The 20,302-nt window shown below is 70.3% G+C and carries 19 protein-coding genes; 5 read left to right on the plus strand and 14 right to left on the minus strand.

All coding sequences use genetic code 11. The features are described from left to right. Nucleotides 1-21 precede the first annotated feature (21 nt). From K5L01_RS08545 to K5L01_RS08590, 10 genes are read right to left on the minus strand one after another with little or no spacing between them, the layout of a single operon-like run. On the minus strand, nucleotides 22-444 hold the full coding sequence (locus tag K5L01_RS08545; RefSeq protein WP_250063864.1) for an acyl-CoA thioesterase: 423 nt from the start codon (nucleotides 442-444) through the stop codon (nucleotides 22-24). Next, nucleotides 431-1,981, minus strand: coding sequence for an HAL/PAL/TAL family ammonia-lyase (locus K5L01_RS08550; RefSeq protein ID WP_250063868.1), 1,551 nt, complete (start codon nucleotides 1,979-1,981; stop codon nucleotides 431-433). Before K5L01_RS08550 ends, K5L01_RS08545 begins: the two co-directional genes overlap by 14 nt. Continuing rightward, nucleotides 1,971-2,909, minus strand: coding sequence for a lysophospholipid acyltransferase family protein (locus tag K5L01_RS08555; protein WP_250063870.1), 939 nt, complete (start codon nucleotides 2,907-2,909; stop codon nucleotides 1,971-1,973). The genes K5L01_RS08550 and K5L01_RS08555 overlap by 11 nt, the downstream gene beginning before the upstream one ends. After that, nucleotides 2,909-3,679: a glycosyltransferase family 2 protein gene (locus K5L01_RS08560; protein ID WP_250063872.1), complete on the minus strand. Its 771-nt coding sequence runs from the start codon at nucleotides 3,677-3,679 to the stop codon at nucleotides 2,909-2,911. Before K5L01_RS08560 ends, K5L01_RS08555 begins: the two co-directional genes overlap by 1 nt. Then, complete coding sequence (locus K5L01_RS08565) at nucleotides 3,672-5,357, minus strand: ApeI family dehydratase (protein WP_250063874.1); 1,686 nt, start codon at nucleotides 5,355-5,357, stop codon at nucleotides 3,672-3,674. Before K5L01_RS08565 ends, K5L01_RS08560 begins: the two co-directional genes overlap by 8 nt. After that, nucleotides 5,350-5,901 carry a COG4648 family protein gene (locus tag K5L01_RS08570; RefSeq protein ID WP_250063875.1) on the minus strand — a complete coding sequence of 184 codons (552 nt, stop codon included), beginning with the start codon at nucleotides 5,899-5,901 and terminating at the stop codon, nucleotides 5,350-5,352. The genes K5L01_RS08565 and K5L01_RS08570 overlap by 8 nt, the downstream gene beginning before the upstream one ends. Before the next feature lie 21 nt (nucleotides 5,902-5,922). Further along, nucleotides 5,923-6,180 (minus strand): acyl carrier protein, encoded by a 258-nt coding sequence (locus K5L01_RS08575; RefSeq protein WP_250063877.1) that lies wholly within the window; start codon nucleotides 6,178-6,180, stop codon nucleotides 5,923-5,925. Between the two features lie 17 nt (nucleotides 6,181-6,197). Continuing rightward, a complete protein-coding gene (locus tag K5L01_RS08580; RefSeq protein ID WP_250063879.1) occupies nucleotides 6,198-6,470 on the minus strand; it encodes a phosphopantetheine-binding protein in 273 nt (90 codons plus the stop codon). Beyond that, complete coding sequence (locus tag K5L01_RS08585; protein WP_250063881.1) at nucleotides 6,442-7,242, minus strand: lysophospholipid acyltransferase family protein; 801 nt, start codon at nucleotides 7,240-7,242, stop codon at nucleotides 6,442-6,444. The genes K5L01_RS08580 and K5L01_RS08585 overlap by 29 nt, the downstream gene beginning before the upstream one ends. Further along, nucleotides 7,235-7,972: a beta-ketoacyl synthase chain length factor gene (locus tag K5L01_RS08590; protein ID WP_250063883.1), complete on the minus strand. Its 738-nt coding sequence runs from the start codon at nucleotides 7,970-7,972 to the stop codon at nucleotides 7,235-7,237. The genes K5L01_RS08585 and K5L01_RS08590 overlap by 8 nt, the downstream gene beginning before the upstream one ends. Before the next feature lie 357 nt (nucleotides 7,973-8,329). On the opposite strand from K5L01_RS08590, the gene K5L01_RS08595 reads away from it, so the two are divergent. Beyond that, on the plus strand, nucleotides 8,330-9,274 hold the full coding sequence (locus K5L01_RS08595) for a chorismate transformation FkbO/Hyg5 family protein (RefSeq protein ID WP_425603874.1): 945 nt from the start codon (nucleotides 8,330-8,332) through the stop codon (nucleotides 9,272-9,274). Nucleotides 9,275-9,326: 52 nt separating this feature from the next. Here K5L01_RS08595 and cydB read toward each other — a convergent pair whose 3' ends face one another. Further along, nucleotides 9,327-10,340, minus strand: a complete 1,014-nt coding sequence (cydB, locus tag K5L01_RS08600; protein ID WP_250063888.1) for a cytochrome d ubiquinol oxidase subunit II — start codon at nucleotides 10,338-10,340, stop codon at nucleotides 9,327-9,329. Between the two features lies 1 nt (nucleotide 10,341). Next, nucleotides 10,342-11,745: a cytochrome ubiquinol oxidase subunit I gene (locus K5L01_RS08605; protein WP_250063890.1), complete on the minus strand. Its 1,404-nt coding sequence runs from the start codon at nucleotides 11,743-11,745 to the stop codon at nucleotides 10,342-10,344. A gap of 211 nt (nucleotides 11,746-11,956) precedes the next feature. Here K5L01_RS08605 and K5L01_RS08610 point away from each other — a divergent pair, with 211 nt between their 5' ends. The 4 genes from K5L01_RS08610 to hemF are packed head-to-tail and all read left to right on the plus strand — an operon-like array spanning nucleotide 11,957 to nucleotide 16,388. Continuing rightward, complete coding sequence (locus K5L01_RS08610; protein ID WP_250063892.1) at nucleotides 11,957-14,314, plus strand: S9 family peptidase; 2,358 nt, start codon at nucleotides 11,957-11,959, stop codon at nucleotides 14,312-14,314. A gap of 31 nt (nucleotides 14,315-14,345) precedes the next feature. Continuing rightward, the gene (locus K5L01_RS08615; protein ID WP_250063894.1) at nucleotides 14,346-14,780 is read left to right on the plus strand and encodes an NUDIX hydrolase; all 435 of its coding nucleotides are present in this window, start codon (nucleotides 14,346-14,348) and stop codon (nucleotides 14,778-14,780) included. Between the two features lie 52 nt (nucleotides 14,781-14,832). After that, nucleotides 14,833-15,390 carry a hypothetical protein gene (locus K5L01_RS08620; RefSeq protein WP_250063896.1) on the plus strand — a complete coding sequence of 186 codons (558 nt, stop codon included), beginning with the start codon at nucleotides 14,833-14,835 and terminating at the stop codon, nucleotides 15,388-15,390. A 59-nt stretch (nucleotides 15,391-15,449) separates the two neighbouring features. After that, nucleotides 15,450-16,388 carry an oxygen-dependent coproporphyrinogen oxidase gene (gene hemF, locus K5L01_RS08625; protein WP_250063898.1) on the plus strand — a complete coding sequence of 313 codons (939 nt, stop codon included), beginning with the start codon at nucleotides 15,450-15,452 and terminating at the stop codon, nucleotides 16,386-16,388. A 36-nt stretch (nucleotides 16,389-16,424) separates the two neighbouring features. On the opposite strand, the gene K5L01_RS08630 is transcribed toward hemF, so the two are convergent. Together K5L01_RS08630 and polA are read right to left on the minus strand one after the other, a co-directional pair. Next, entirely contained in the window at nucleotides 16,425-16,928 is a 504-nt protein-coding gene (locus tag K5L01_RS08630; RefSeq protein WP_250063900.1) for a DUF421 domain-containing protein, read from the minus strand. Between the two features lie 540 nt (nucleotides 16,929-17,468). After that, on the minus strand, nucleotides 17,469-20,237 hold the full coding sequence (polA, locus tag K5L01_RS08635; protein ID WP_250063902.1) for a DNA polymerase I: 2,769 nt from the start codon (nucleotides 20,235-20,237) through the stop codon (nucleotides 17,469-17,471). Between the last annotated feature and the right edge of the window lie 65 nt (nucleotides 20,238-20,302).

Consider the following 20,302-nt stretch of genomic DNA (forward strand, 5'->3'; position numbering starts at 1 on the left):
GCCACCAGGCGTTCGAACGCGTCATGGCGCGGGTACTCCAAGCCGCTGCCACAGGACCGCGGGGCACTGGTACAGCATCTCGTTGCTGGTGACGTCGACCGCCACCTGGATGGTCATCGCGCGCGTCAGCAGCTGTCCATCCCGCGCGTCGTGGATCTCGTACTGCATCTTGAGCCGGTTTTCCCATTCGACGATCTCCGCGCTGACGCGCAGGGCCTGCTGGTAGCGCAGCGGGCGCACGTACTTTATCCGGGCGTCGACCACCGGCCACAGGTAGCCGGATTCGAGCATCTGCGGGTAGTCGTAGTCGTGCCGCTGGAGCAGGGCGCAGCGCGCGATCTCCAGGTACTTGAAATAGTTGCCATGCCAGACGACATGCATCGGGTCGCAGTCGTGGAATGCCGGGGACAGTTCGATTTCGCAGGCCGGGTTATGCATCGGCATAGAGCTCCCATCGTTGCGCGCGGATATCCTCGAGAAGCGTCCGCAGTTCATGGTCGAGCGCCCGATCCTCGTCGAACAGCGCGATGCGCTGCCTAAGGTCGGCGTACATGCCGGCAAGGTCGCCCTGCAGCTGCGCGTCGAGCCCGACGCGCTCGCGCAGTTCCAGCCCCTGCCGCGCAGCCACCAGCATTGCGGCGGCCACCTGTTCGGTCAGCTCGATCACCCGCAGGCAGTCACGCGCGGCGATGGTGCCCATGCTGACCTTGTCCTGGTTGTGGCACTCGGTGGAGCGGGAGAACACCGAGGCCGGCATGGTCTGCTTCAGGGCCTCGGCGGTCCACGCCGAAACGCTGATCTGCAGCGCCTTGAGGCCGTGGTTGATCGCCGCGCGCGGGCCGGTGGCCGCGGAGAGGTTCGCCGGCAGCCCATGGTTGTAGCGCGCGTCGACCAGCAGCGCGAGCTGGCGGTCGAGAAGATCGGCGACGTTGGCCACCGTGGTCTTCAGCGTGTCCATCGCCAACGCGATATGGCCACCATAGAAATGGCCGCCATGCAGGATGCGTTCGCCGTCGACGTCGATCAACGGGTTGTCGTTGGCGCTGTTGAGCTCGGTCTCGATCAGCTGGCGCAGGAACGGAAGGCTGTCCTCCAACACGCCGATCACGTGCGGCGCGCACCGCAGCGAGTAACGGTCCTGCAGGCGCTGTCCGTTGCGGGGCGGACGTTCGCTGTGCAGGTCGCCGCGCAGGCGCGCCGCGGTGCACGACTGCCCCGGGTGCGGCTTCGCCGCGAACAGCGTTTCGTCGAAGTGGTGCGCGTTGCCGGCGCTTGCGAGGACGTTGAAGGCGGTCAAGCGCGTGGCCAGCCGCGACAGGTAGTCGGCGCGCTGCCAGGCCAGGCAGGCCAGCCCGGTCATCACCGCCGTCCCGTTCATGATCGCCAGGCCTTCCTTGGGCCGCAGCCGCAGCGGCGCCATGCCGATCTCCGCCAGCACCTCGGCGGCCGGCCGCACCTGCCCTCCGTAGCGCACGTCGCGCTCGCCGCACAGCACCGCGGCCACGTAGGACAGGGGCGTCAGGTCGCCACTGGCCCCCACCGATCCCTCGGCCGGAATCAGCGGCAGCACGTCGTGGCGCAGCAGGGTGGCCAGGCCCTCGAGCAGCGGCAGGCTGACGCCGGACATGCCGCGCACCAGCGACGCGAGCCGTGCAGCGACCACCGCACGGGTCTCGGCCGGATCAAGGTACCGGCCCAGGCCGCACCCGTGGTAGGCGTACAGATGGTGGGGCAGCTCGGCCACCAGCGCGGGCGGAATGTTGACGGTGCACGAATCGCCATAGCCGGTGGTCACGCCATAGATCACGCCGTCCTCGCGCAGCAGGCGGTCGAGGAAGTCCGCCCCCCGCTGGATGCGGGCACGGACGTCGGGGGCATCGCTGAGCATCGCCTCTGCGCGCCGCCCGGCCAGGGCGACCACGTTTTCTATGGTCAATGGTGCGTCGCCGAAGCGGCACGCGGGGACTGCGTCACTTGCCATGGAATTCCTGATCCCAGAAGGGAAAGAAGTTGAACCAGTCGAAAGGGGAGCGGGCGAGTTGCCGCTCCAGCCAGTGGGCGAAGCGCTGCGCCTGTTCGGCAGTCGCCGCGTCGCGCGATCCGCGCGGCAGCACGATGCGGTCGCTGAAGCGCTCGAAGTCGACACGGTAGCCCTGGCCGTCATGCAGGCACGACATGGTGTAGACCGGGCATGCCAGCGCCGCGGCCAGGGCATAGGCGCCGATCGGAAACGGGGCGCGGTGGCCCAGGAAGTCGGCGGTCACCGTACGCCCGGCCTGGACCGGAACGCGGTCGCCGACGATGGCCACGAATCCACCCGCAGCCACCTTGTCGGCCAACGCCATCGCCGTCGCCGGCCCCATGTCCGAGACCTGCACCAGCTCCACCGTGGCCAGCGGGTCCAGCCGCCGCAGCAGGCCGTTGAACCGGCGGGCATGCGCGGTATGCACCAGCACGGTGATGCGGAACCCCGGAACCTGTTCGGCCAGTACCTGGCACAGCTCCAGGCAGCCGATGTGCGCGGTGAGGATCAGGCCGCCTTCGCGGCGCGCGATCTTCTCCAGCATCAGCTCGCGCCGCAGCTGGACGCGCTCCGCCGGGTAGCGCCCTCCCAGGCCGAGGATCTTGTCCAGCAGCGTATCGGCGAACACGAAGAAGTGCCGCAGGCTGTCGCGGCGACCGGGCGTCCGGCGCAGCACCCCGGTATGCGCCTGCAGGCGCTGCAGGTACTGCAGCGATGCCCGCCGGGCGACACCATTGGCCAGCCAGTGGCACAGCACCACCGGCCAGAGGCATGCGCGGAACGGCCAGCGCCCGAACCACCGGTGCACCCAGCACAGCAGCATCACCCCGGCCACCGAGGTGGATTCGCCGATGTCGGCCCAGTGGGGCGTGGCACGCGCGCGCATCATCCGCCCCTTGCCCAGCGGTGCCACAGCAGCCGCGGCGCGCGCGCGAGCATGCCGAAGAACAGGCGTGCATGCATGCCGCTGATGCGCAGGTTGTCCCGCCAGACGTCGAAATGCGAAACCCCATCAAGCGGATAGGTCACGCGGGTCGAAAGGTGCTGCACCGGCACCTGCCGCCAGAACAGCCGCACCAGGATCTCGCTGTCGAAATCCATGCGGCGGCCGATGCGCTCCTCGCCGACCAGGCGCAGCACCGGTGCCAGCGGATAGACCCTGAAACCGCACATCGAGTCGCGCAGGTGCAGGGAAAGCGTATTGATCCAGACCCAGACATGCGTGGCATAGCGGCCGTACAGGCGGGCCTTGGGAACGCTGGCGTCGTAGGCCGGGATGCCGCAGATCACCGCCTGCGGACATGCCCGGGCGGCGGCGACGAAACGCGGCACGTCGCCGGTGTTGTGCTGGCCGTCGGCATCGATCTGCAGCACATGGCTGAATCCCCGTCGTGCCGCTTCGGCGAAGCCGGCCAGCATGGCCCCGCCCTTTCCCTGGTTGCGTCCCAGCCGCAGGAGCGCCACGCCCGGCAACCCGGCGAGCGCGTCCAGCACCCCGGCGCAGGACGCATGCGAGCCATCGTCCACCAGCAGGCACGGCAGGCCGCCGGCGCGCACGCCGTCGACCACCGCGGCAATGGCGTGCTCGTGGTCGTATACGGGTATCACCGCCAAGGGCGCGAAAGCACCCTCGGCCGCCAGCCGCTCCTCAGGCATCGTCGAAGACCACCTTTCCACTGGCATGCACACCGTGGCCGGAGGTATACCGGAAAGCCAGTACCCCCCGCCCCGCATCCCAGTCCAGGCGCAGCGACAGGACATCGCCCGGACGGGCGACCTGCTGGAACTTCACCGCATCCATGCGGACGAAGCGGGGCGGGATCGCGAAGGCCTCGCGCCCGAAATGGATGGCCCAGTCCAGCTGGGCGACGCCCGGCAGGATCCGCGCCTGGGGAAAATGCCCCTCGAATACCCGCAACGAAGGCTCCAGCGCCAGCTCCAGGGCCGCTGCGGCGGCCGAGCGCTCGGTCCAGCGCGGTACCGGCCGCTCGGGATGGAAGAGTGCCGCCAGGCCGCTCTGCGTGACCTTTCCCTGCGGGTTGAGTGGAAGCCCGCCGACCAGCCGCCAACGGCGTGGACGGGTCACCGCATCGTGCCCCGCAGCGAGCACCGCATCCAGCGCCCGGGTGAACGCCCGGCGTGTGGCGTCATCCGCGTCCAGCAGCGATGGATCGGCCGGCACCAACACCGCCGCCAGCTGTTCACGCGCACCGGCCAGGACCAGGACGCGCGCCTCGGCGATCCGCGCATCGGCGCGCAGTGCGCGCTCCAGGGCATCCAGCGAGACGCGCCGCTCCTCGATCTTGACGATGCGGTCGACGCGCCCCAGCAGGCGGAAGCGGCCGTCCGCCAGCACCTCCACCCGATCCTGCGTATTCCACCAGTCATCGTTCTCCAGGTGCGGGGATGCGACGGCCAGGCAGCCGTCGCTCTCCACCCGCCACTGCACCGACGGCAACGGGCGCCACGCCGCCACGGCCGCGCCCTCCCAGCGGCGCCAGGCGATGCCGCCGGTCTCGCTGCTTCCATAGATCTCGGTGGGCGCCACCCCCAGCCACTGCCGCACCTGGCGGGCCGCATCGTCCGGCAGCGGCCCGCCGGACGAGAACACCGCACGCAGGCGGCCTCGCACGCTGGCCCAGTCCAGTTGCTCGGGCAGGCGCTTGAGGTGGGCCGGCGTCGCCACGAGCACCGACTGCGAGGCCGACAGCGCTCTGGCCAGGTCCTCGTGGAAGAATCGGCGCGGCTGGATCACGTGCCCGGCGGCCAGCGGCCACAGCACCCGGAACAGCAGCCCGTAGATGTGCTGGTGGGACACCGTGCCGTGCACCTGCACGCCGTCAAGTTCCGCACCGAACGCATCCTGCAGTGCCTGCACTTCGCTCGCCAGCTGGTGCAGGCGTTTCCTGATCGGGCTGGGCTCGCCGGTGCTTCCCGAAGTGAAGACCACCAGCTCGCAGGCGTGCATGTCCAGGCGCTGCAGGGCCGCCGCGTGATCCTCCGGCGCCTCCACGGCCGGCCAGGAGGGGGCGATGTCCGCGGCGAACCCGGCTACCCGCGGGCGCAGGGCCGCGCGCGTCGCGGGCAGGTCGTCCGGGCAGATGACGACCCGCTTGCCGGCATGCCACGCGCCGAACAGCGCGGCGGCAAACGTCATCGTGTCCTCGAAGTACACCGCCCAGTCGCGGCCGGCATTCGCCGCGAACGCTGCCTGCCAGCGCCGCACCCGGTGGTGGAAGCCGGCGTGGTCGATGGTCTCTCCGGCATGCACGCCGACGCCGCGGCCTGGCCGCGGCCGCTCGAGCAGGCGGTCCAGGGCAACCCACTCAGCCATGCGAGTGCGCCGCCTTCACCCTTCGTCGCACCAGCCACTCCCCTGCGAACAGAACACCCATCATCACGTACGCCAACACCCCGTTGTACAGCGCCCAGACCCGGTCCGAGGCCCACAGCGCGGTCATGAGGGCCACGCTTCCGTTGAATACGAAAAAGACACACCACACTTGAGTGACCCGGCGGGTATGGACCACCGCGAACGCCGGCAGGTCCGGCTCCTGCAGCCGCGCCAGGCGCTCGACCACCGGCGGGCCGAAGCGGAGGCTGCCGCCGAACACCAGCAGCAGCACCGCATTGACCAGGACGGGGTAGAGCTTGAGCGGCAATGTCTGGCTGGACAGCGTCGCCGCCAGCGCCAGCGCCCCCGTCCCCGCCGCGACCACCGCCCACTGCGCCTGGCGGGTCGCCAGCCAGCGCATCAGGGCCAGCACGAACAGCCCGAGCGCAAGCCAGCGTGGATCGAAACGCCCCATCGCTCCATAGACCAGCAGCGGGTAGGCCAACGACAACGCGCCGAACACGAGCATGCGCAGGCGCGTCATCTCCGGAATCCGCGGAACCGGTCAGGCAGCCTGCTGGCCGGGCAGCAGGCTGTGGACGACGTCGACCACGTCCTGGACGCTGCGTACGGCCTTGAAGGCTTCCGGCTGCAGGTTGCGGCCCAGCAACGGCTTGAGCTGCACGATCAGGTCGACCGCATCGATGCTGTCGATATCGAGGTCCTCGTACAGGCGCGCCTCGGGGACGATGCGATCCGGCTCGATTTCGAAGCTCTCGTGGAGCAGGCGGACAATATGGTCGAACAGTTCAGTCTTGGTCATGACAGTTCCTTGAGCGCTCATGCCTGGCGGGATACCACGAACTCGCCCAGTGCGCGCACGCTGGAAAAGTGGCGGCGCGTCTCTTCCGAATCAGCCGACAGGCTGACGCCATATTTTTTCTGCAGAGCCAACCCCAGCTCCAGGGCATCGATGGAATCCAGCCCCAGGCCTTCCACGAACAGCGGCGCGGCCGAATCGATATCCTCTGGAGCGATGTCCTCCAACGAGAGCGACGAAATGATCAATTCCTTGATTTCGTGCTCAATTCCCTGCTCGGTGCGATTGTTCATACGGATCGAAATAGTGGGTAAGGTGATCGGTGAGCCGCCGCGCGGCCAATGCCTCCGCATTGGGCGGACCTGCCCGTTCCAGAAACGGCGCAATGGGGATATCGTCGCCGATCTCGATGCAAACGTGAAAACTTCGTGAAGGCACAAGATACCATTTCTGGCCTTTGCCAAGGGTGGGCGGTACGCAGGTGATCCGCACCGGCGTGATGTCCAGCTTGCCGCGCACCGCGATATTGGCGGCACCGCGCTGCAGCCTGGGCCGCTGTCCGGGCACGCTGCGGGTTCCTTCCGGGAAAATGACCAGGGCTCCCCCGTCGCGCACCGCCTGGATGCATTCCTCCACCAGTCCCGCGCCATCGTCGTTGGCGATGTACCCGGCGGCCCGCACCGGCCCGCGCATGAACGGGTTGCGCGCGACCGCGCGCTTCACCACGCAGTCCGCATTGGGCAGCAGCGACACCAGGAACACCACGTCGATCAATGTCGGGTGGTTGGAGAGGACCAGCAGCCCCTTGCGCTGCAGCCGTTCGCGCCCCCGGATCTCGTAGGTCAGCACGCCCAGCCGGTGCATCAGGCCGACATGCCCGGCAAAACTGAGCTGGACCAGCCGGCGGGCGATGGCCTGCCGCCGCTCGGGACGGCGGATCAGGAGCAGCAGGGGCATCAGCAGGCCGCCCAGCAGCAGGCCGCCGACGCCGAACGCGGCGAAACTGACGCCCGTGGCCAGTACCCGCCATCCATGGTCGAGCCGGCGCCTGGCCGCGTTACGCATGACGCCGCCATCTCCAGCGCATCTCCTCCGTCGCATGGACGTATTCACGTTCGCCCGCGAGCAGGAAGCGGTGTGCATCCAGGCCGCGCGGCAATGCCGGCGTCGGCGCTTCCGGCCCTGCCTGCGCTTCCCAGTCCAGGCTCACGCGCACTCCCGGGCAGCCCGCCGGCCGCAGGCGCCAGCACCAGGCAAAACCGGCTTCGGGCTCGGTCGAGAACGCCGAATAGACGGCCGGCAAGGGGGCCTCGTAGGCGATGACCCGCACTTCCTGCGCACCGTCGGCCAGCAATGCCGCGGCTTCCATGCACGCCGCTTCGACGGTTCCGCCGCCGGCCGCCAGGGCCAGGTAGTTGCCGCGGTCGCCGCGGATGATCGAGTACATCGCAGCGACCGCGTTGTGGACGGAAAGGCCGAACGCGGTGGGCGACATCGCCTGCTCCTCCACCAGCGCCTCGAGCAGCGACAGCGATCGCGCCACGTCACCGTGACGGGACGCGAACACCAGCGGGAACGGCGCGTGATCGCCGGGCGGCTCGCACCAGCACGCAACCTGGATGGCCATCCGCCCCAGCCGCTCGATCCGGCGGCGCTGGAGGGCGGGGACTTCGGCCAATACCGGCGCCTCGTCGCCCAGCGGCACCCAGGGCGCGGCCGCCCAGGCCCGCCACTGTTCTGCATCGGTCAGGCCGGGCGCCCAGGCCGACCAGCCCACAACGGAAAACTCGATCATTCAAGCCATCGCGATTGAACGGAAAATCCTTCACCTTGCGCCGCAATCATGCCGGCACACCCCAGGTTCCGGAAAGCTCCGGAGCCGCATTCCCTTCGGTTCCACCCCCTCGCGGCGCACCGGTCCACCTCCTGGATACCACGGCGCGAAACCGCCTTTCCAGCAGGGCGCCCCCCGGCGCAACCTGCCCGCCCAGCGTCCCGGCTGCTTGCTGGGAGCGTCGGCGAAGCCAAGCTATCATGCCGGCCAGCAACTGGCAGCAGATCCATCCCAACAAGAATGAGCAGTTCCCCCCCCTCGACGCCGCCCTCCGCCGTACCCGCTTCTGCCGAGAACGTCCTGTTCCAGGCGTGCTACATGCCCGCGGACCGGCGCGACGCCGTATTGGCCGATCCGTACACGCTCGCCGCCTTCGGCTTCGGCATCGGGGCCGGCGGGCCGGAAGCACCGCACTGGCTGCAGATACCCCTGGCCCAGCACGGCGCCGGCCGCATCGAAGTCTGGCGGGGTGCATCGCCGGCCGAGCGCGGCATCGAGGGCCGCGTGCGCTGGTCGCGCAACCGCGAGATGCTGTTCACCGCCATAGAGATCGATGAGGCCGGCCATGGCATCGAGGCCGCCTCGGCGGCCGCCTATGCCGAGATCACCGCGTTTCTGGCGCAGGATGAACAGCCGCACCTGCTGCGCACCTGGAACTACCTGGATGCCATCACCGAGGGTGAAGGCGACGATGAACGCTACCGGCAGTTCTGCCTCGGGCGGGTCCGCGGATTGCGCACGCTGGACGAGGCCACCCTGCCGGCCGCCACCTGCGTGGGCGGTTTCGACGGCCGGCGCCGTGTGCAGGTGTACTGCCTGGCGGCGCGCCAGCCCGGCATTCCCCTGGAGAACCCGCGCCAGGTCAGCGCCTACGCCTACCCGCGGCAGTACGGTCCGCAGTCACCCAGCTTCGCCCGCGCCATGCTGCCGCCCGCGGCCACCGGGCTGCCCCTGCTGCAGTCGGGCACCGCGGCGATCACCGGCCATGCCTCCCGCCACGCGGGCATGCTGCTGCGGCAGTGCGACGAAGTCCTGCTCAACCTGGCGAGCCTGATCGACGCCGCCCGCACCCACCGCCCCTCGCTGTCGCCCCGCCTGGGTGGGGGATCGCTGCTGAAGGTCTATGTGCGCGAGGCGAACGACATGCAGGCCGTCGCCGATCACCTGCGGCAGCAGGGCTTCGATGCCTCGATGTGCCTGGTACTGCACGGCGAGGTCTGCCGCGCCGAGCTGCTGGTCGAGATCGAGGGAATGCACTACTGAACGGTGGCCGCCGACAGGCCCGCGGCCACCCCGCGGGTACGTGTCCCGGCGGTCAGTGATACCCCATGTCCGCGGTGACCTTGCCGCGGAACACGCGGTAGGACCACACCGTGTAGCCGAGGATCACCGGCAGCAGCAGCACCAGCCCCACCATGCTGAAGCCCAGCGAGGAGGTCGGCGCCGCCGCCTGCCACAGGGTCATGCTCGGCGGCAGCAGGTAAGGCCACATGCCCAGCACCAGGCCGATGAAGCCCAGTACGAACAGCGCCAAGGTCAACAGGAACGGCGGCAGGTCGCGGCGCGGATGGGCGGCGCTGCGCCACAGCGCCACCGCGACCAGCAGCGTCAGCAGCGGTACCGGCGACAGCCACCAGAAGTGGCCGGCGCTGAACCAGCGCTCCATCACCCGCGACTGCAGGAACGGCAGCCAGGCACTGACCAGGCCGATGAAGGCGATCACCGCCACCACCAGCGGCCGGGTCAGCGAACGCGCCAGGGCCTGCTCGCGGCCGCCGGTCTTGAGGATCAGCCAGGTGCTGCCCAGCAGCGCATAGCCGCTGACCACCGCCACCCCGGTCAGCATCGAGAACGGGCTGAACCAGCCGAACGCGCCACCGCTGTACTGCCCGTCGCGCAGCGGCAGGCCCTCCACCAGTGCGCCCAGGATCACCCCCTGCGCGAACGCGGCCAGCAGCGAGCCGAGCGCGAACGACACGCTCCACAGCCGTCGCGAACGGTGCGCCTTGAAACGGAACTCGAAGGCCACGCCGCGGAACACCAGCGCCACCACCAGCAGCAGCACCGGAAGGTACAGCGCCGACAGCAGGGTGGCGTAGGCCGGCGGGAAGGCGGTCATCAGCCCCGCGCCGCCCAGCACCAGCCAGGTCTCGTTGCCGTCCCAGATCGGCGCGGCGGTCGTCATCATCACGTCGAGCTGCCGCTCGTCCTCGGCGAACGGCGCCAGGATGCCGATGCCCAGCACGAAGCCGTCCAGCACCACATACATCAGCACGCCGAAGCCGATCACCGCGAACCATGCCACCGGCAGCCAGGTCGCCAGGTCCATGTCAGCCCTCCTCCAGGGGTTCGTCGGCACCGGACAGCGGGCGCGCCGGGGTGGGCACGGTGCTGTCGTGCGACGGCGGCTGCGGCGGCGGCGACGGCGCTGGCCCGGTGCGGATGATCTTGACCAGGTACCAGATGCCCCAGCCGAACACGAAGGCATAGCCGAGCGCATAGACGGCCAGCGACAGCGCGACCATCCAGGTGCTGTGCGGCCCGACCGCGTCGGCGGTGCGCAGCAACCCGTACACCACCCACGGCTGCCGCCCCATCTCGGTGACGAACCAGCCCGCGACCAGCGCGACGAAGCCGCTGGGCAGCATGCCGTTCCAGGCGCGCAGCAGCCATTTCGACTGCAGCAGGCGCCCGCGCCACAGCTGCAGGGCCGACAACCAGGCCAGTGCCAGCATCAGCATGCCCAGCCCGACCATGATCCGGAACGCGTAGAACACCGGCACCACCGGCGGCCGCTCGCTGGCCGGCACCGTGGTCAACGGCGCGAACGTGCCGTCCAGGCTGTGGGTCAGGATCAGGCTGCCCAGCCGGGGGATCGCCACTTCGAAACCGTTGCGTTCCGCGGCCTCGTCCGGCACCGCGAACAGCACCAGCGGCACGCCCTCGCCGGGCGCGGCCGGGTGCCAGTGCGCCTCCATCGCCGCGACCTTCATCGGCTGGTGCTCGAGCGTGTTCAGGCCGTGCAGGTCGCCGGCCAGGATCTGCAGCGGCACGCTCAACGCGGCGAACGCCACCGCCGCGGTCAGCATCTTGCGGCCGGCCTCCACGTGCACGCCACGGCGCAGGTACCAGGCGCCGACGCCGCCGATCACGAAGCAGGTGGTGATGAACGACCCCAGCGCCATGTGCGCCAGCCGGTAGGGGAAGGACGGGTTGAACACCACCTGCCACCAGTCCGTGGGATGCACCACGCCATCGACCAGCACATGCCCGGCCGGGGTATGCAGCCAGCTGTTGGAGGACAGGATCCAGAACGTGGAGAACAGCGTGCCCAGCGCCACCATGCAGGTGGAGAAGAAATGCAGCCGCGGCGGCACCCGGCCCCAGCCGAACAGCATCACCCCGAGGAAGCTGGCTTCCAGGAAGAACGCGGTCAGCACCTCGTAGGTCAGCAGGGGGCCGATCACGGAGCCGGCGACTTCGCTCAGGCGCGGCCAGTTGGTGCCGAACTGGAAGGCCATGACGATGCCGCTGACCACGCCCATGCCGAAGGACACCGCGAAGATCTTCTGCCAGAAGAAGAACAGTTCGCGCCAGACCGGGTTGCGGGTGCGCAGCCAACGCCATTCGACGAATGCCAGCCAGCTGGCGGTGCCGATGGTGAAGGCCGGGAACAGCACATGGAAACTCACGACGAACCCGAACTGGATCCGCGACAACACCAGCGCTTCCACGCGAACCTCCCGGCCGTCTGCGACCGCTGCATTCTGCGCGGCGCGCGCTGGGCGGCGGATGTGACCCGTTGTCGCAGTGCGTCAAACCGTCGCAGCACCGGCCGCGGCCAGACCATGGCGCGCCCCCGGGCGCGGCCGTCATGACCACTGGCCCAGCCCCGCACAGGGGCCGCCTGATACGCTTGCCGGTTCCTGTTCACCGGTGTCCGACATGCCCAGAATCCTGTCCCTGTCCCTGCTGTTGCTGGCCGCATGCGGCAGCGCCCATGCCTCGCCGACGCCGATCACCATCGAGCAGGCGATGGCCGATCCGGACTGGATCGGGCCGCCGGTGGAGTCGGCCTGGTGGTCCTGGGACAGCCGGCAGGTGGAATACCCGCTCAAGCGCCAGGGCAGCCCGGTGCGCGACACCTTCCGCCAGCCGGTGGCCGGCGGTACCGCGGCGCAGGTCGCCAACGACCAGCGCGCCACCCTGGACGCCGCCGACCGCGTCTACGACCGGCAGCGCCAGCGCATGGCGTTCGTGCGCGACGGCAACGTGTTCGTGCGCGACCTGCGCAGCGGCGCCCTGGCCCAGCTCAGCCACGGCAACGAGCGCGCCTCCGGTGTGGCCTTCGCCACCGACGGCGGGGTGATCTGGAACATCGAGGACCGCTGGTACCACGGGAAGCCCGGCGCCGCCGCCACCCTGGTCGCCACGCTCGAGGCCGCGCAGGACCCCGCCGACGCGCCGGCCGCCGATGTCCTGCGCGACCAGCAGATGCGCACCCTGGAAACCCTGCGCCGCGACCGCGCGCAGCGCGACGCCCTGCGTGCGCAGGACGAACGCTGGCGCCAGGCCGATCCGACCCGGGCGCCGGCGCCGGTCTACCTGGGCGCCGACGTGGAGATCGTCGACAGCGCGCTCTCGCCCGATGCCCGGCACCTGGTCGCGGTGACCCGGCCGAAGGACTTCGATGCCGGCCGTGGCGGGAAGATGCCGCTGTACGTGACCGAATCCGGCTACGAGGAAAGCGAGGACACCCGCACCCGCGTCGGCCGCAACGGCGGTGCGCCGCATGCGCTGTGGCTGATCGACACCGCGACCGGCCAGGTCCGGCCGGTGCCGCTGGACGGTCTGCCCGGCATCGCCAGCGATCCGCTGGCGGCGCTGCGCAGGGCCGCCGGCAAGGCACCGCTCAAGGGCGAGCGCGGCGTGCAGCTGATGAGCGATTTCATGGGCGGCGGCATCCGCTGGAGTGCCGACGGCCGCCAGGCGGCGGTGATGCTGCGCGCCAACGACAACAAGGACCGCTGGATCGTCAGCATCGGCGACGACGGCCGCCTGCACCCCCGCCACCGGCTGACCGACCCTGCCTGGATCAACTGGGGCTTCAACGATTTCGGCTGGATGGACGATGACCGCACCCTGTGGCTGCTGTCCGAGGAATCCGGCTTCTCGCACCTGTACACCCAGGCCGGCACCGGCAAGCCGCGCGCACTGACCCGCGGCAACTGGGAGGCTTCCGCGCCGGTGCCCACGGCCGACGGCAAGGGCTTCTACGTGCTGTGCAACCAGCAGGCACCGCACGACTACGAGGTCTGCGGCGTCGATGCCGCCAGCGGCGAGGTACGCGTGCTGACCGACCTCGACGGCGTGGAGGATTTCTCGCTCTCGCCCGATGGCCGGCAGCTGCTGGTGCGCTATTCCGGCGCCTACCTGCCGGCGCAGCTGGCGGTGGTGCCGGCCACCGGCGGCGAGGCGCGCGTGCTCACCGACACCCGCAGCGCCGCGTTCAAGGCCCGCGAGTGGATCCAGCCGCAGCTGGTGGCGGTGCCGTCCCGGCACGGTGCCGGGGTGGTCTGGGCCAAGTACTACGGCCCGGCGCAGAAGGAGCCGGGGCGGACGTACCCGATCGTGATGTTCGTGCACGGCGCCGGCTACCTGCAGAACGTGCACCAGCGCTACCCCACCTACTTCCGCGAGCAGATGTTCCACAACCTGCTGGTGCAGAAGGGCTACATCGTGCTGGACATGGACTACCGCGGCAGCGAGGGCTATGGCCGCGACTGGCGTACCGCGATCTACCGCAACATGGGCCACCCGGAGCTGGAGGACTACCAGGACGGCCTGGACTGGCTGGTGGAGAACCAGCAGGGCGACCGCGACCGCGCCGGCATCTACGGCGGTTCCTACGGCGGCTTCATGACCTTCATGGCGCTGTTCCGCGCGCCGGGCACCTTCAAGGCCGGCGCCGCGCTGCGCCCGGTCGGCGACTGGCACCAGTACAACCACGAATACACCAGCAACATCCTCAACACCCCGGACATCGACCCGGAGGCCTACCGCGTGTCCTCGCCGATCGAATACGCCGACGGGCTGCAGGACCACCTGCTGATCGCCCACGGCATGATGGACGACAACGTGTTCTTCCAGGATTCGGTCAACATGACCCAGCGCCTGATCGAGCTGCACAAGGACAACTGGAGCATCGCGCCGTACCCGCTGGAGCGCCATGGCTACATCCGCGCCGACTCCTGGCTGGACCAGTACAAGCGCATCCTCAAGCTGTTCGAGGAGCGCCTGTGACGCCGGCCTCCGGCCGGGCCCGGCGCGGCCCGTGAACCCGCCCATCCACATCGTCACCGCGGTGATCCTGGATGCGCGGGGGCGCACGCTGGTGGTCCGCAAGCACGGCTCGGACACCTTCATCCAGCCGGGCGGCAAGCGCGAGCAGGGCGAGGATGCCCTGCACACGCTCGCCCGCGAGCTGCGCGAGGAGCTCGGCGTGGCGCTGCGCGCCGGGTCCGCCCGTGCCCTGGGCACCTTCGAGGACCGCGCGGTCAACGAGCCGGGCCGGCGCGTGCGCAGCGAGTCGTTCCTGGTGCAGGTGGACGGCACCGCCCAGGCCTGCGCCGAGATCGCCGAGCTGGCCTGGATCCCGCTGCACCCGCCGCACGGGGTCCGGCTGGCGCCGTTGAGCGAGCACCACGTGCTGCCGGCGGCCCGGCAGCCGGCCGCCGGGACTGGGCAAACCGGCGCCGGACGGCGATAGTGCGCTCCCTCCCCGCCTGCGGCACGCCTGCGTGATTCCACCCGATCTTCCCGTGCAGCGCCCCGCACGCTCCCCGGCGGAGGCGTTCGTCGACGTCACCGCCAAGCTGTCTTTGCTGATGGCCGGGCTGTCCGTCGCTTGGAGCCTGCTGCAGCTGCTGGTGGTCGCGGCGCTGGGGCGGCTGGATCCGGTGGCCTGGCTGCAGCGGCAGGGGCTGCCGGTGCCGGCGGCGGTGCAGTGGATGGCTGGGCATGCGCTGGCGCTGAGCCTGCTGCTGGTGCTGCTGTCGGTGGCGCTGCTGCTGGTGTCCTGGGCACTGCTGCGCCGGCGCGGCTGGGGGCGGACCGGTTTCATCGTGTTCCTGGTCGTGGTGGCCGCCGGCAACTTCGCCCTGCTGCCGCTGATCGACAGCCTGTTCAGCGCGATGCACGCCTTCCTCCCGGCCGACTTCCTGGCCTCGCCCGATGGCCGCGAAGCGCTGGCGCAGTTCCAGGCCAGCCGCTGGACCGCCCTGCTGAGCGCCGGCGCCACCGCGGTGGCCTTCGCCGCGCTGCATGCCTGGCTGGTGGCCAGGCTGTGCCGCGCCGACGTGCGCGCCCTGTTCCACTGAGCCCGCGGGGCCGGACCGCCCCATGAATGCGGGCGGGGCGGCTGCGCTACAGTAGCCGGATGAACGACTTCGAACGCGTACGCGACTACCTCACCGGCCTGCAGGACCGCATCTGCCAGGCCATGGAAACCGCCGACGGCCGCGCCCGTTTCGTCGAGGACCGCTGGCAGCGCGCCGACGGCGGTGAACGCGCCCGGCCCGCCGGCGACGGCCCTCTGCTGGGCGGCGGCGGCCGCACCCGGGTGCTGCGCGACGGCGCGGTGTTCGAGCAGGCCGGGATCGGCTTCTCCGATGTCGCCGGCACCCGCCTGCCGCCGTCGGCGTCGGCGCACCGTCCCGAACTGGCCGGCGCCTCCTGGCGGGCCTGCGGGGTCTCGCTGGTGTTCCACCCGCTCAATCCCTACCTGCCGACCACCCATGCCAACGTGCGCTACTTCCAGGCCGAGCGCGACGGCGAGCCGGTGGCGGCCTGGTTCGGCGGCGGCTTCGACCTGACCCCGTTCTATCCGTTCGACGACGACGTACGCCACTGGCACCGGGTCGCGCACGACCTGTGCGCGCCATTCGGCGACCACCGCTACAGCGAGCACAAGCGCTGGTGCGACGACTATTTCTTCCTCAAGCACCGCAACGAGACCCGCGGTGTCGGCGGCCTGTTCTTCGACGACCTGCAGGGTGACTTCGCGGCCGACTTCGCCTACCTGCAGGCGGTCGGCGACGGCTTCCTGGACGCCTACCTGCCGATCGTCGAGCGCCGCAAGGACACGCCATACGGCGAACGCGAACGCGAGTTCCAGCTGTACCGCCGCGGTCGCTACGTCGAGTTCAACCTGGTCTACGACCGCGGCACCCTGTTCGGGCTGCAGAGCGGCGGCCGCAGCGAGAGCATCCTGATGAGCCTGCCGCCGCGGGTGCGCTGGGAATACGGCTACCAGCCCGCCAGCGGCAGCGACGAAGCCCGCCTGGCCCAGTACCTGGTAGCGCGCGACTGGCTGTGACCGCCGCGGATGCGGCACCCCTTCCGGGCGGCCGGCTCACCGCGGCCCGGCCGGGGCATCGGTCTCCGGACGACGCGGCACGATGGTGATGTGGCCGTTGGTCTCCAGCAGCGCCAGCGCCACCTCGTCGATGCCGCGGCAGCCCTGCTGGCGCAGGGCCGCCTCGAAGTCCGCGCGGGTGACCAGCTCCCGGCGCAGCACCGAGGCCAGCAGGCGGCCGTCGCGGGCGATCAGCACCGGTTCGCCTTCGAGCAGGCGCTCCATGCCCCGGTAGCGGGTGCTGAGCCAGCCCACCGCGTAGTTGATCGCGATCAGCGTCGCCGCCAGCAGCAGGCCGCCGGCCAGCGACGTGTCCTGGCCCAGCAGCGCGTTCTGCACGGCGTTGCCCAGCAGCACGATCAACAGCACGTCGAACGGGGTGATCTGCCCCAGCGCGCGCTTGCCCGACAGGCGCACCATGCCCAGCACCACCGCGTAGACCACCACCGCGCGCAGCACGAACGCCCACCACGGCATCGCCAGCGAGAACATGTCCGCCATCGGCCGGCCTCCTTCGGCTCCGGATCGCGGCCCCATCATGCCGGGCCCCCGAGCGGTACGCGAGCGGCGCCGGCACGCCGCCGCACGGGTGCGGAACCGCCGCCGGCCAGGCAAAAAAAGCCCCGCCGACCAGGGGGGGACGGCGGGGCTGGAGGAACGGGAATTTGGGGAGGAATCCCCGTTCCTAGATCTGCTCCAGGGGATGGGAGAGATCCGCGACAGGCATTGCACCTGTCGGCGGTTATATGACCACTGTGGACATTGACGACACGTGAAGAACGCCGGCGCCCGACGGCCTGATTAAGCGCTTATTCATGCATATCAGGCCGCCGTGGCGATGAATGCACACAGCGCTACGCAACGTTCCATTGGCGGTGCTTCCGGGCGCCTTCCGGGCCTCTGGAACAGCCCATTTCGTTCCAGTCGAAACCATCGCCGGCGGGCCGCCGCGCGACCCGCCGCGCAGCGTGCCGGAACGTCGCCGCGACGCCGACCGCGGGCGGCGGCCGTCCCGGCCCCGTACGCGGCCGGGACGCGCCCTCAGTGGGCTTCGTCCCAGTTGCCGCCCACCCCCGTGTCGACCACCAGCGGCACCCGCAGGTCGGCCGCCGCGGTCATCCGTGCCTCCACCTCGACGCGCAGCGTGTCGATGAAGTCGGCGTCGGCCTCGAACACCAGTTCGTCGTGCACCTGCAGGATCATCTGCGCCCGTGCGCGATGGCCGGCCAGCCAATCGTCCACGCTGACCATCGCGCGCTTGATGATGTCCGCCGCGGTGCCCTGCATCGGCGCGTTGATCGCCGCGCGCTCGGCGCCGGCGCGCAGTCCCTGGTTGCGGGCATGGATGTCGTTCAGGTACAGGCGGCGGCCGAACAGGGTCTCCACGTAGCCCTGCTCGCGCGCCTGCACGCGCATCCGCTCCATGAAGTCGCGCACCGCCGGGTAGCGGCTGAAGTACAGCGCCACGTAGTCCTGCGCCTGGCCGCGGTCGATGCCCAGATTCTTGGCCAGGCCGAAGGCGCTCATGCCGTACATCAGGCCGAAGTTGATCGCCTTGGCGGCGCGCCGCTCGTTCGCCGTGACCTCCTCCAGCGAGCGCCCGAACACCTCCGCGGCGGTCGCGCGGTGCACGTCCACGCCCTGTTCGAAGGCGCGGATCAGGCCGGGGTCCTCGGAGAGGTGGGCCATGATCCGCAGCTCGATCTGCGAGTAGTCGCAGGCCATCAGCGCCCGCCCGGCCGGGGCCACGAACGCGCGGCGGATGCGGCGGCCGTCGTCGGTGCGCACCGGGATGTTCTGCAGGTTGGGATCGGACGAGGACAGCCGGCCGGTGGCGGCGCCGGACTGGTGGTAGCTGGTATGCACGCGCCCGGTGTCCGGATTGACCATCTCCGGCAGCTTGTCGGTATAGGTGCTGCGCAGCTTGGCCAGGCCGCGGTATTCCAGGATCACGCGCGGCAGTTCGTGCTGTTCGGCGATCGCCTCCAGCGCCTCCTCGTTGGTGCTGGGCTGGCCCTTGGGGGTCTTCACCAGCGCGGGCAGCCCGAGCTCGTCGAACAGCACCGCCTGCAGCTGCTTGGGCGAATCCAGGTTGAAGCTGCGCCCGGCCAGCTCGGTGGCCTTCTGCTGGGCGGCGAGCATGCGCGAGGACAGGTCGGCACTCTGCCGCCGCAGTTCGGCGCTGTCGATGCACACGCCGTTGGCCTCGATCCGCGCCAGCACCGGCACCAGCGGCATCTCGATCCCGCGGTACACCGTCTCCAGCACCGGTTCGTCCGCCAGCCGCGGCGCCAGCACGCGGTGCAGGCGCAGGGTGATGTCGGCATCCTCGCCGGCGTACTGCCCGGCCTCGTCGAGGCCGACCTGGGAGAAGGGAATCTGCTTGGCGCCCTTGCCGGCCACGTCCTCGAACTTGGTGGTGGTGTAGCCGAGGTAGCGCTGCGCCAGCGAATCCATGTCGTGGCGGGTGGCGGTGGAGTTGAGCACGAAGCTCTCCAGCATGGTGTCGTCGGCGTAGCCGCGCACCTCCACGCCATGGCGGCGCAGCACGTGGATGTCGTACTTGCCATGCTGGCCCAGCTTCTTCCTGCCGGCGTCCTCCAGCAGCGGCCGGAGCGCGTCCAGCACCTGCGCCATGGGCAGCTGTGCCGGCGCCCCCGGGTAGTCGTGGCCGACCGGGATGTAGGCGCCCTTGCCCGGCTCCACCGCCAGGCTGATGCCGACCAGGCGCGCGCGCAGGGCGTCCAGGGCATCGGTCTCGGTGTCGAAGGCGAACTCATCGGCGGCCTGCAGGCGCTCCACCCAGGCCTGCAGCTGCTCGCCGCTCAGCACGGTCTCGTAGTCGCCCCGGGCGGCCAGGGCCGGATCGATGCCGGCCACCGGTGCCGCATCGCCCGCCTTGACGTAGCCCGCCGCCGTGCCGCGCAGGCTGACCCGGGCCTCGTCGGCGGCGGCCGGCGCGGCGACACCGCCGAGCTCGCGCAGCGCCTGGGTGAAGCCGTAGCGCGCATACAGCCCGCGCAGGCTGTCCACGTCCTGCTCGCGCAGCTGCAGGTCGCGCGGCCCCTGCGCCAGCGGCACGTCGGTGCGGATGGTCACCAGCTCGCGGTTGAGCGGCAGCCGCGGCAGCGCCGCGCGCAGGTGCTCGCCGATCTTGCCCTTCATCGCCGGCGCGGCCGCGATCACCCCGTCCAGGTCGTCGTAGGCGGCCAGCCATTTCGCCGCGGTCTTGGGGCCGCACTTCTCCACGCCCGGGACGTTGTCCACGGCGTCGCCCATCAGCGCCAGGTAGTCGACGATCTGCTCGGCGCGCACCCCGAACTTGTCCATCACCGCCGCATCCGAATCGGTGCGGCTGCCGGTCATGGTATTGACCAGCACCACCCCCGGACGCACCAGCTGGGCGAAGTCCTTGTCGCCGGTGGAGATGGTCACGTCCAGCCCGTCGGCGGCGGCGGCCAGCGCCAGCGTGCCGATCACGTCGTCGGCCTCCACCCCGGGTTCGCGCAGGATGTCGATGCCCAGCGCGTGCACGATGTCGCACATCGGCTGCACCTGCGCACGCAGTTCGTCGGGCATCGGCGGCCGGTTGGCCTTGTACTCGGCGTACAGGTCGTCGCGGAAGGTCCTGCCCGGCGCATCGACCACGAAGGCCACGTACTCGGGCTTCTCCTTCAGCGTCGCGCGCAGCATGTTGACCACGCCGAACAGCGCGCCGGTGGGCTCGCCGGCGGCGTTGGACAGGGGCGGAAGCGCATGGAAGGCGCGGTACAGGTAACTGGACCCGTCGATCAGGACTAATCTGCTCATGCCGCGATTCTACGCGCCCGCGTGGGCACGGCGCCGACACGGCATGGGGCATAATCGCGGCTCTT

The organism is Stenotrophomonas mori, assembly GCF_023556335.1.
GTDB classification, from domain to species: domain Bacteria; phylum Pseudomonadota; class Gammaproteobacteria; order Xanthomonadales; family Xanthomonadaceae; genus Stenotrophomonas; species Stenotrophomonas mori.

What these genes read in the sequence shown, in the direction of transcription:
- K5L01_RS08545 (WP_250063864.1), bottom strand. Translation starts at nt 444, where the DNA reads ATGCCGATGCATAACCCGGCCTGCGAAATCGAACTGTCCCCGGCATTC.
- K5L01_RS08550 (WP_250063868.1), bottom strand. Translation starts at nt 1,981, where the DNA reads ATGGCAAGTGACGCAGTCCCCGCGTGCCGCTTCGGCGACGCACCATTG.
- K5L01_RS08555 (WP_250063870.1), bottom strand. Translation starts at nt 2,909, where the DNA reads ATGCGCGCGCGTGCCACGCCCCACTGGGCCGACATCGGCGAATCCACC.
- K5L01_RS08560 (WP_250063872.1), bottom strand. Translation starts at nt 3,679, where the DNA reads ATGCCTGAGGAGCGGCTGGCGGCCGAGGGTGCTTTCGCGCCCTTGGCG.
- K5L01_RS08565 (WP_250063874.1), bottom strand. Translation starts at nt 5,357, where the DNA reads ATGGCTGAGTGGGTTGCCCTGGACCGCCTGCTCGAGCGGCCGCGGCCA.
- K5L01_RS08570 (WP_250063875.1), bottom strand. Translation starts at nt 5,901, where the DNA reads ATGACGCGCCTGCGCATGCTCGTGTTCGGCGCGTTGTCGTTGGCCTAC.
- K5L01_RS08575 (WP_250063877.1), bottom strand. Translation starts at nt 6,180, where the DNA reads ATGACCAAGACTGAACTGTTCGACCATATTGTCCGCCTGCTCCACGAG.
- K5L01_RS08580 (WP_250063879.1), bottom strand. Translation starts at nt 6,470, where the DNA reads ATGAACAATCGCACCGAGCAGGGAATTGAGCACGAAATCAAGGAATTG.
- K5L01_RS08585 (WP_250063881.1), bottom strand. Translation starts at nt 7,242, where the DNA reads ATGCGTAACGCGGCCAGGCGCCGGCTCGACCATGGATGGCGGGTACTG.
- K5L01_RS08590 (WP_250063883.1), bottom strand. Translation starts at nt 7,972, where the DNA reads ATGATCGAGTTTTCCGTTGTGGGCTGGTCGGCCTGGGCGCCCGGCCTG.
- K5L01_RS08595 (WP_425603874.1), top strand. Translation starts at nt 8,330, where the DNA reads ATGCCCGCGGACCGGCGCGACGCCGTATTGGCCGATCCGTACACGCTC.
- cydB (WP_250063888.1), bottom strand. Translation starts at nt 10,340, where the DNA reads ATGGACCTGGCGACCTGGCTGCCGGTGGCATGGTTCGCGGTGATCGGC.
- K5L01_RS08610 (WP_250063892.1), top strand. Translation starts at nt 11,957, where the DNA reads ATGCCCAGAATCCTGTCCCTGTCCCTGCTGTTGCTGGCCGCATGCGGC.
- hemF (WP_250063898.1), top strand. Translation starts at nt 15,450, where the DNA reads ATGAACGACTTCGAACGCGTACGCGACTACCTCACCGGCCTGCAGGAC.
- K5L01_RS08630 (WP_250063900.1), bottom strand. Translation starts at nt 16,928, where the DNA reads ATGGCGGACATGTTCTCGCTGGCGATGCCGTGGTGGGCGTTCGTGCTG.
- polA (WP_250063902.1), bottom strand. Translation starts at nt 20,237, where the DNA reads ATGAGCAGATTAGTCCTGATCGACGGGTCCAGTTACCTGTACCGCGCC.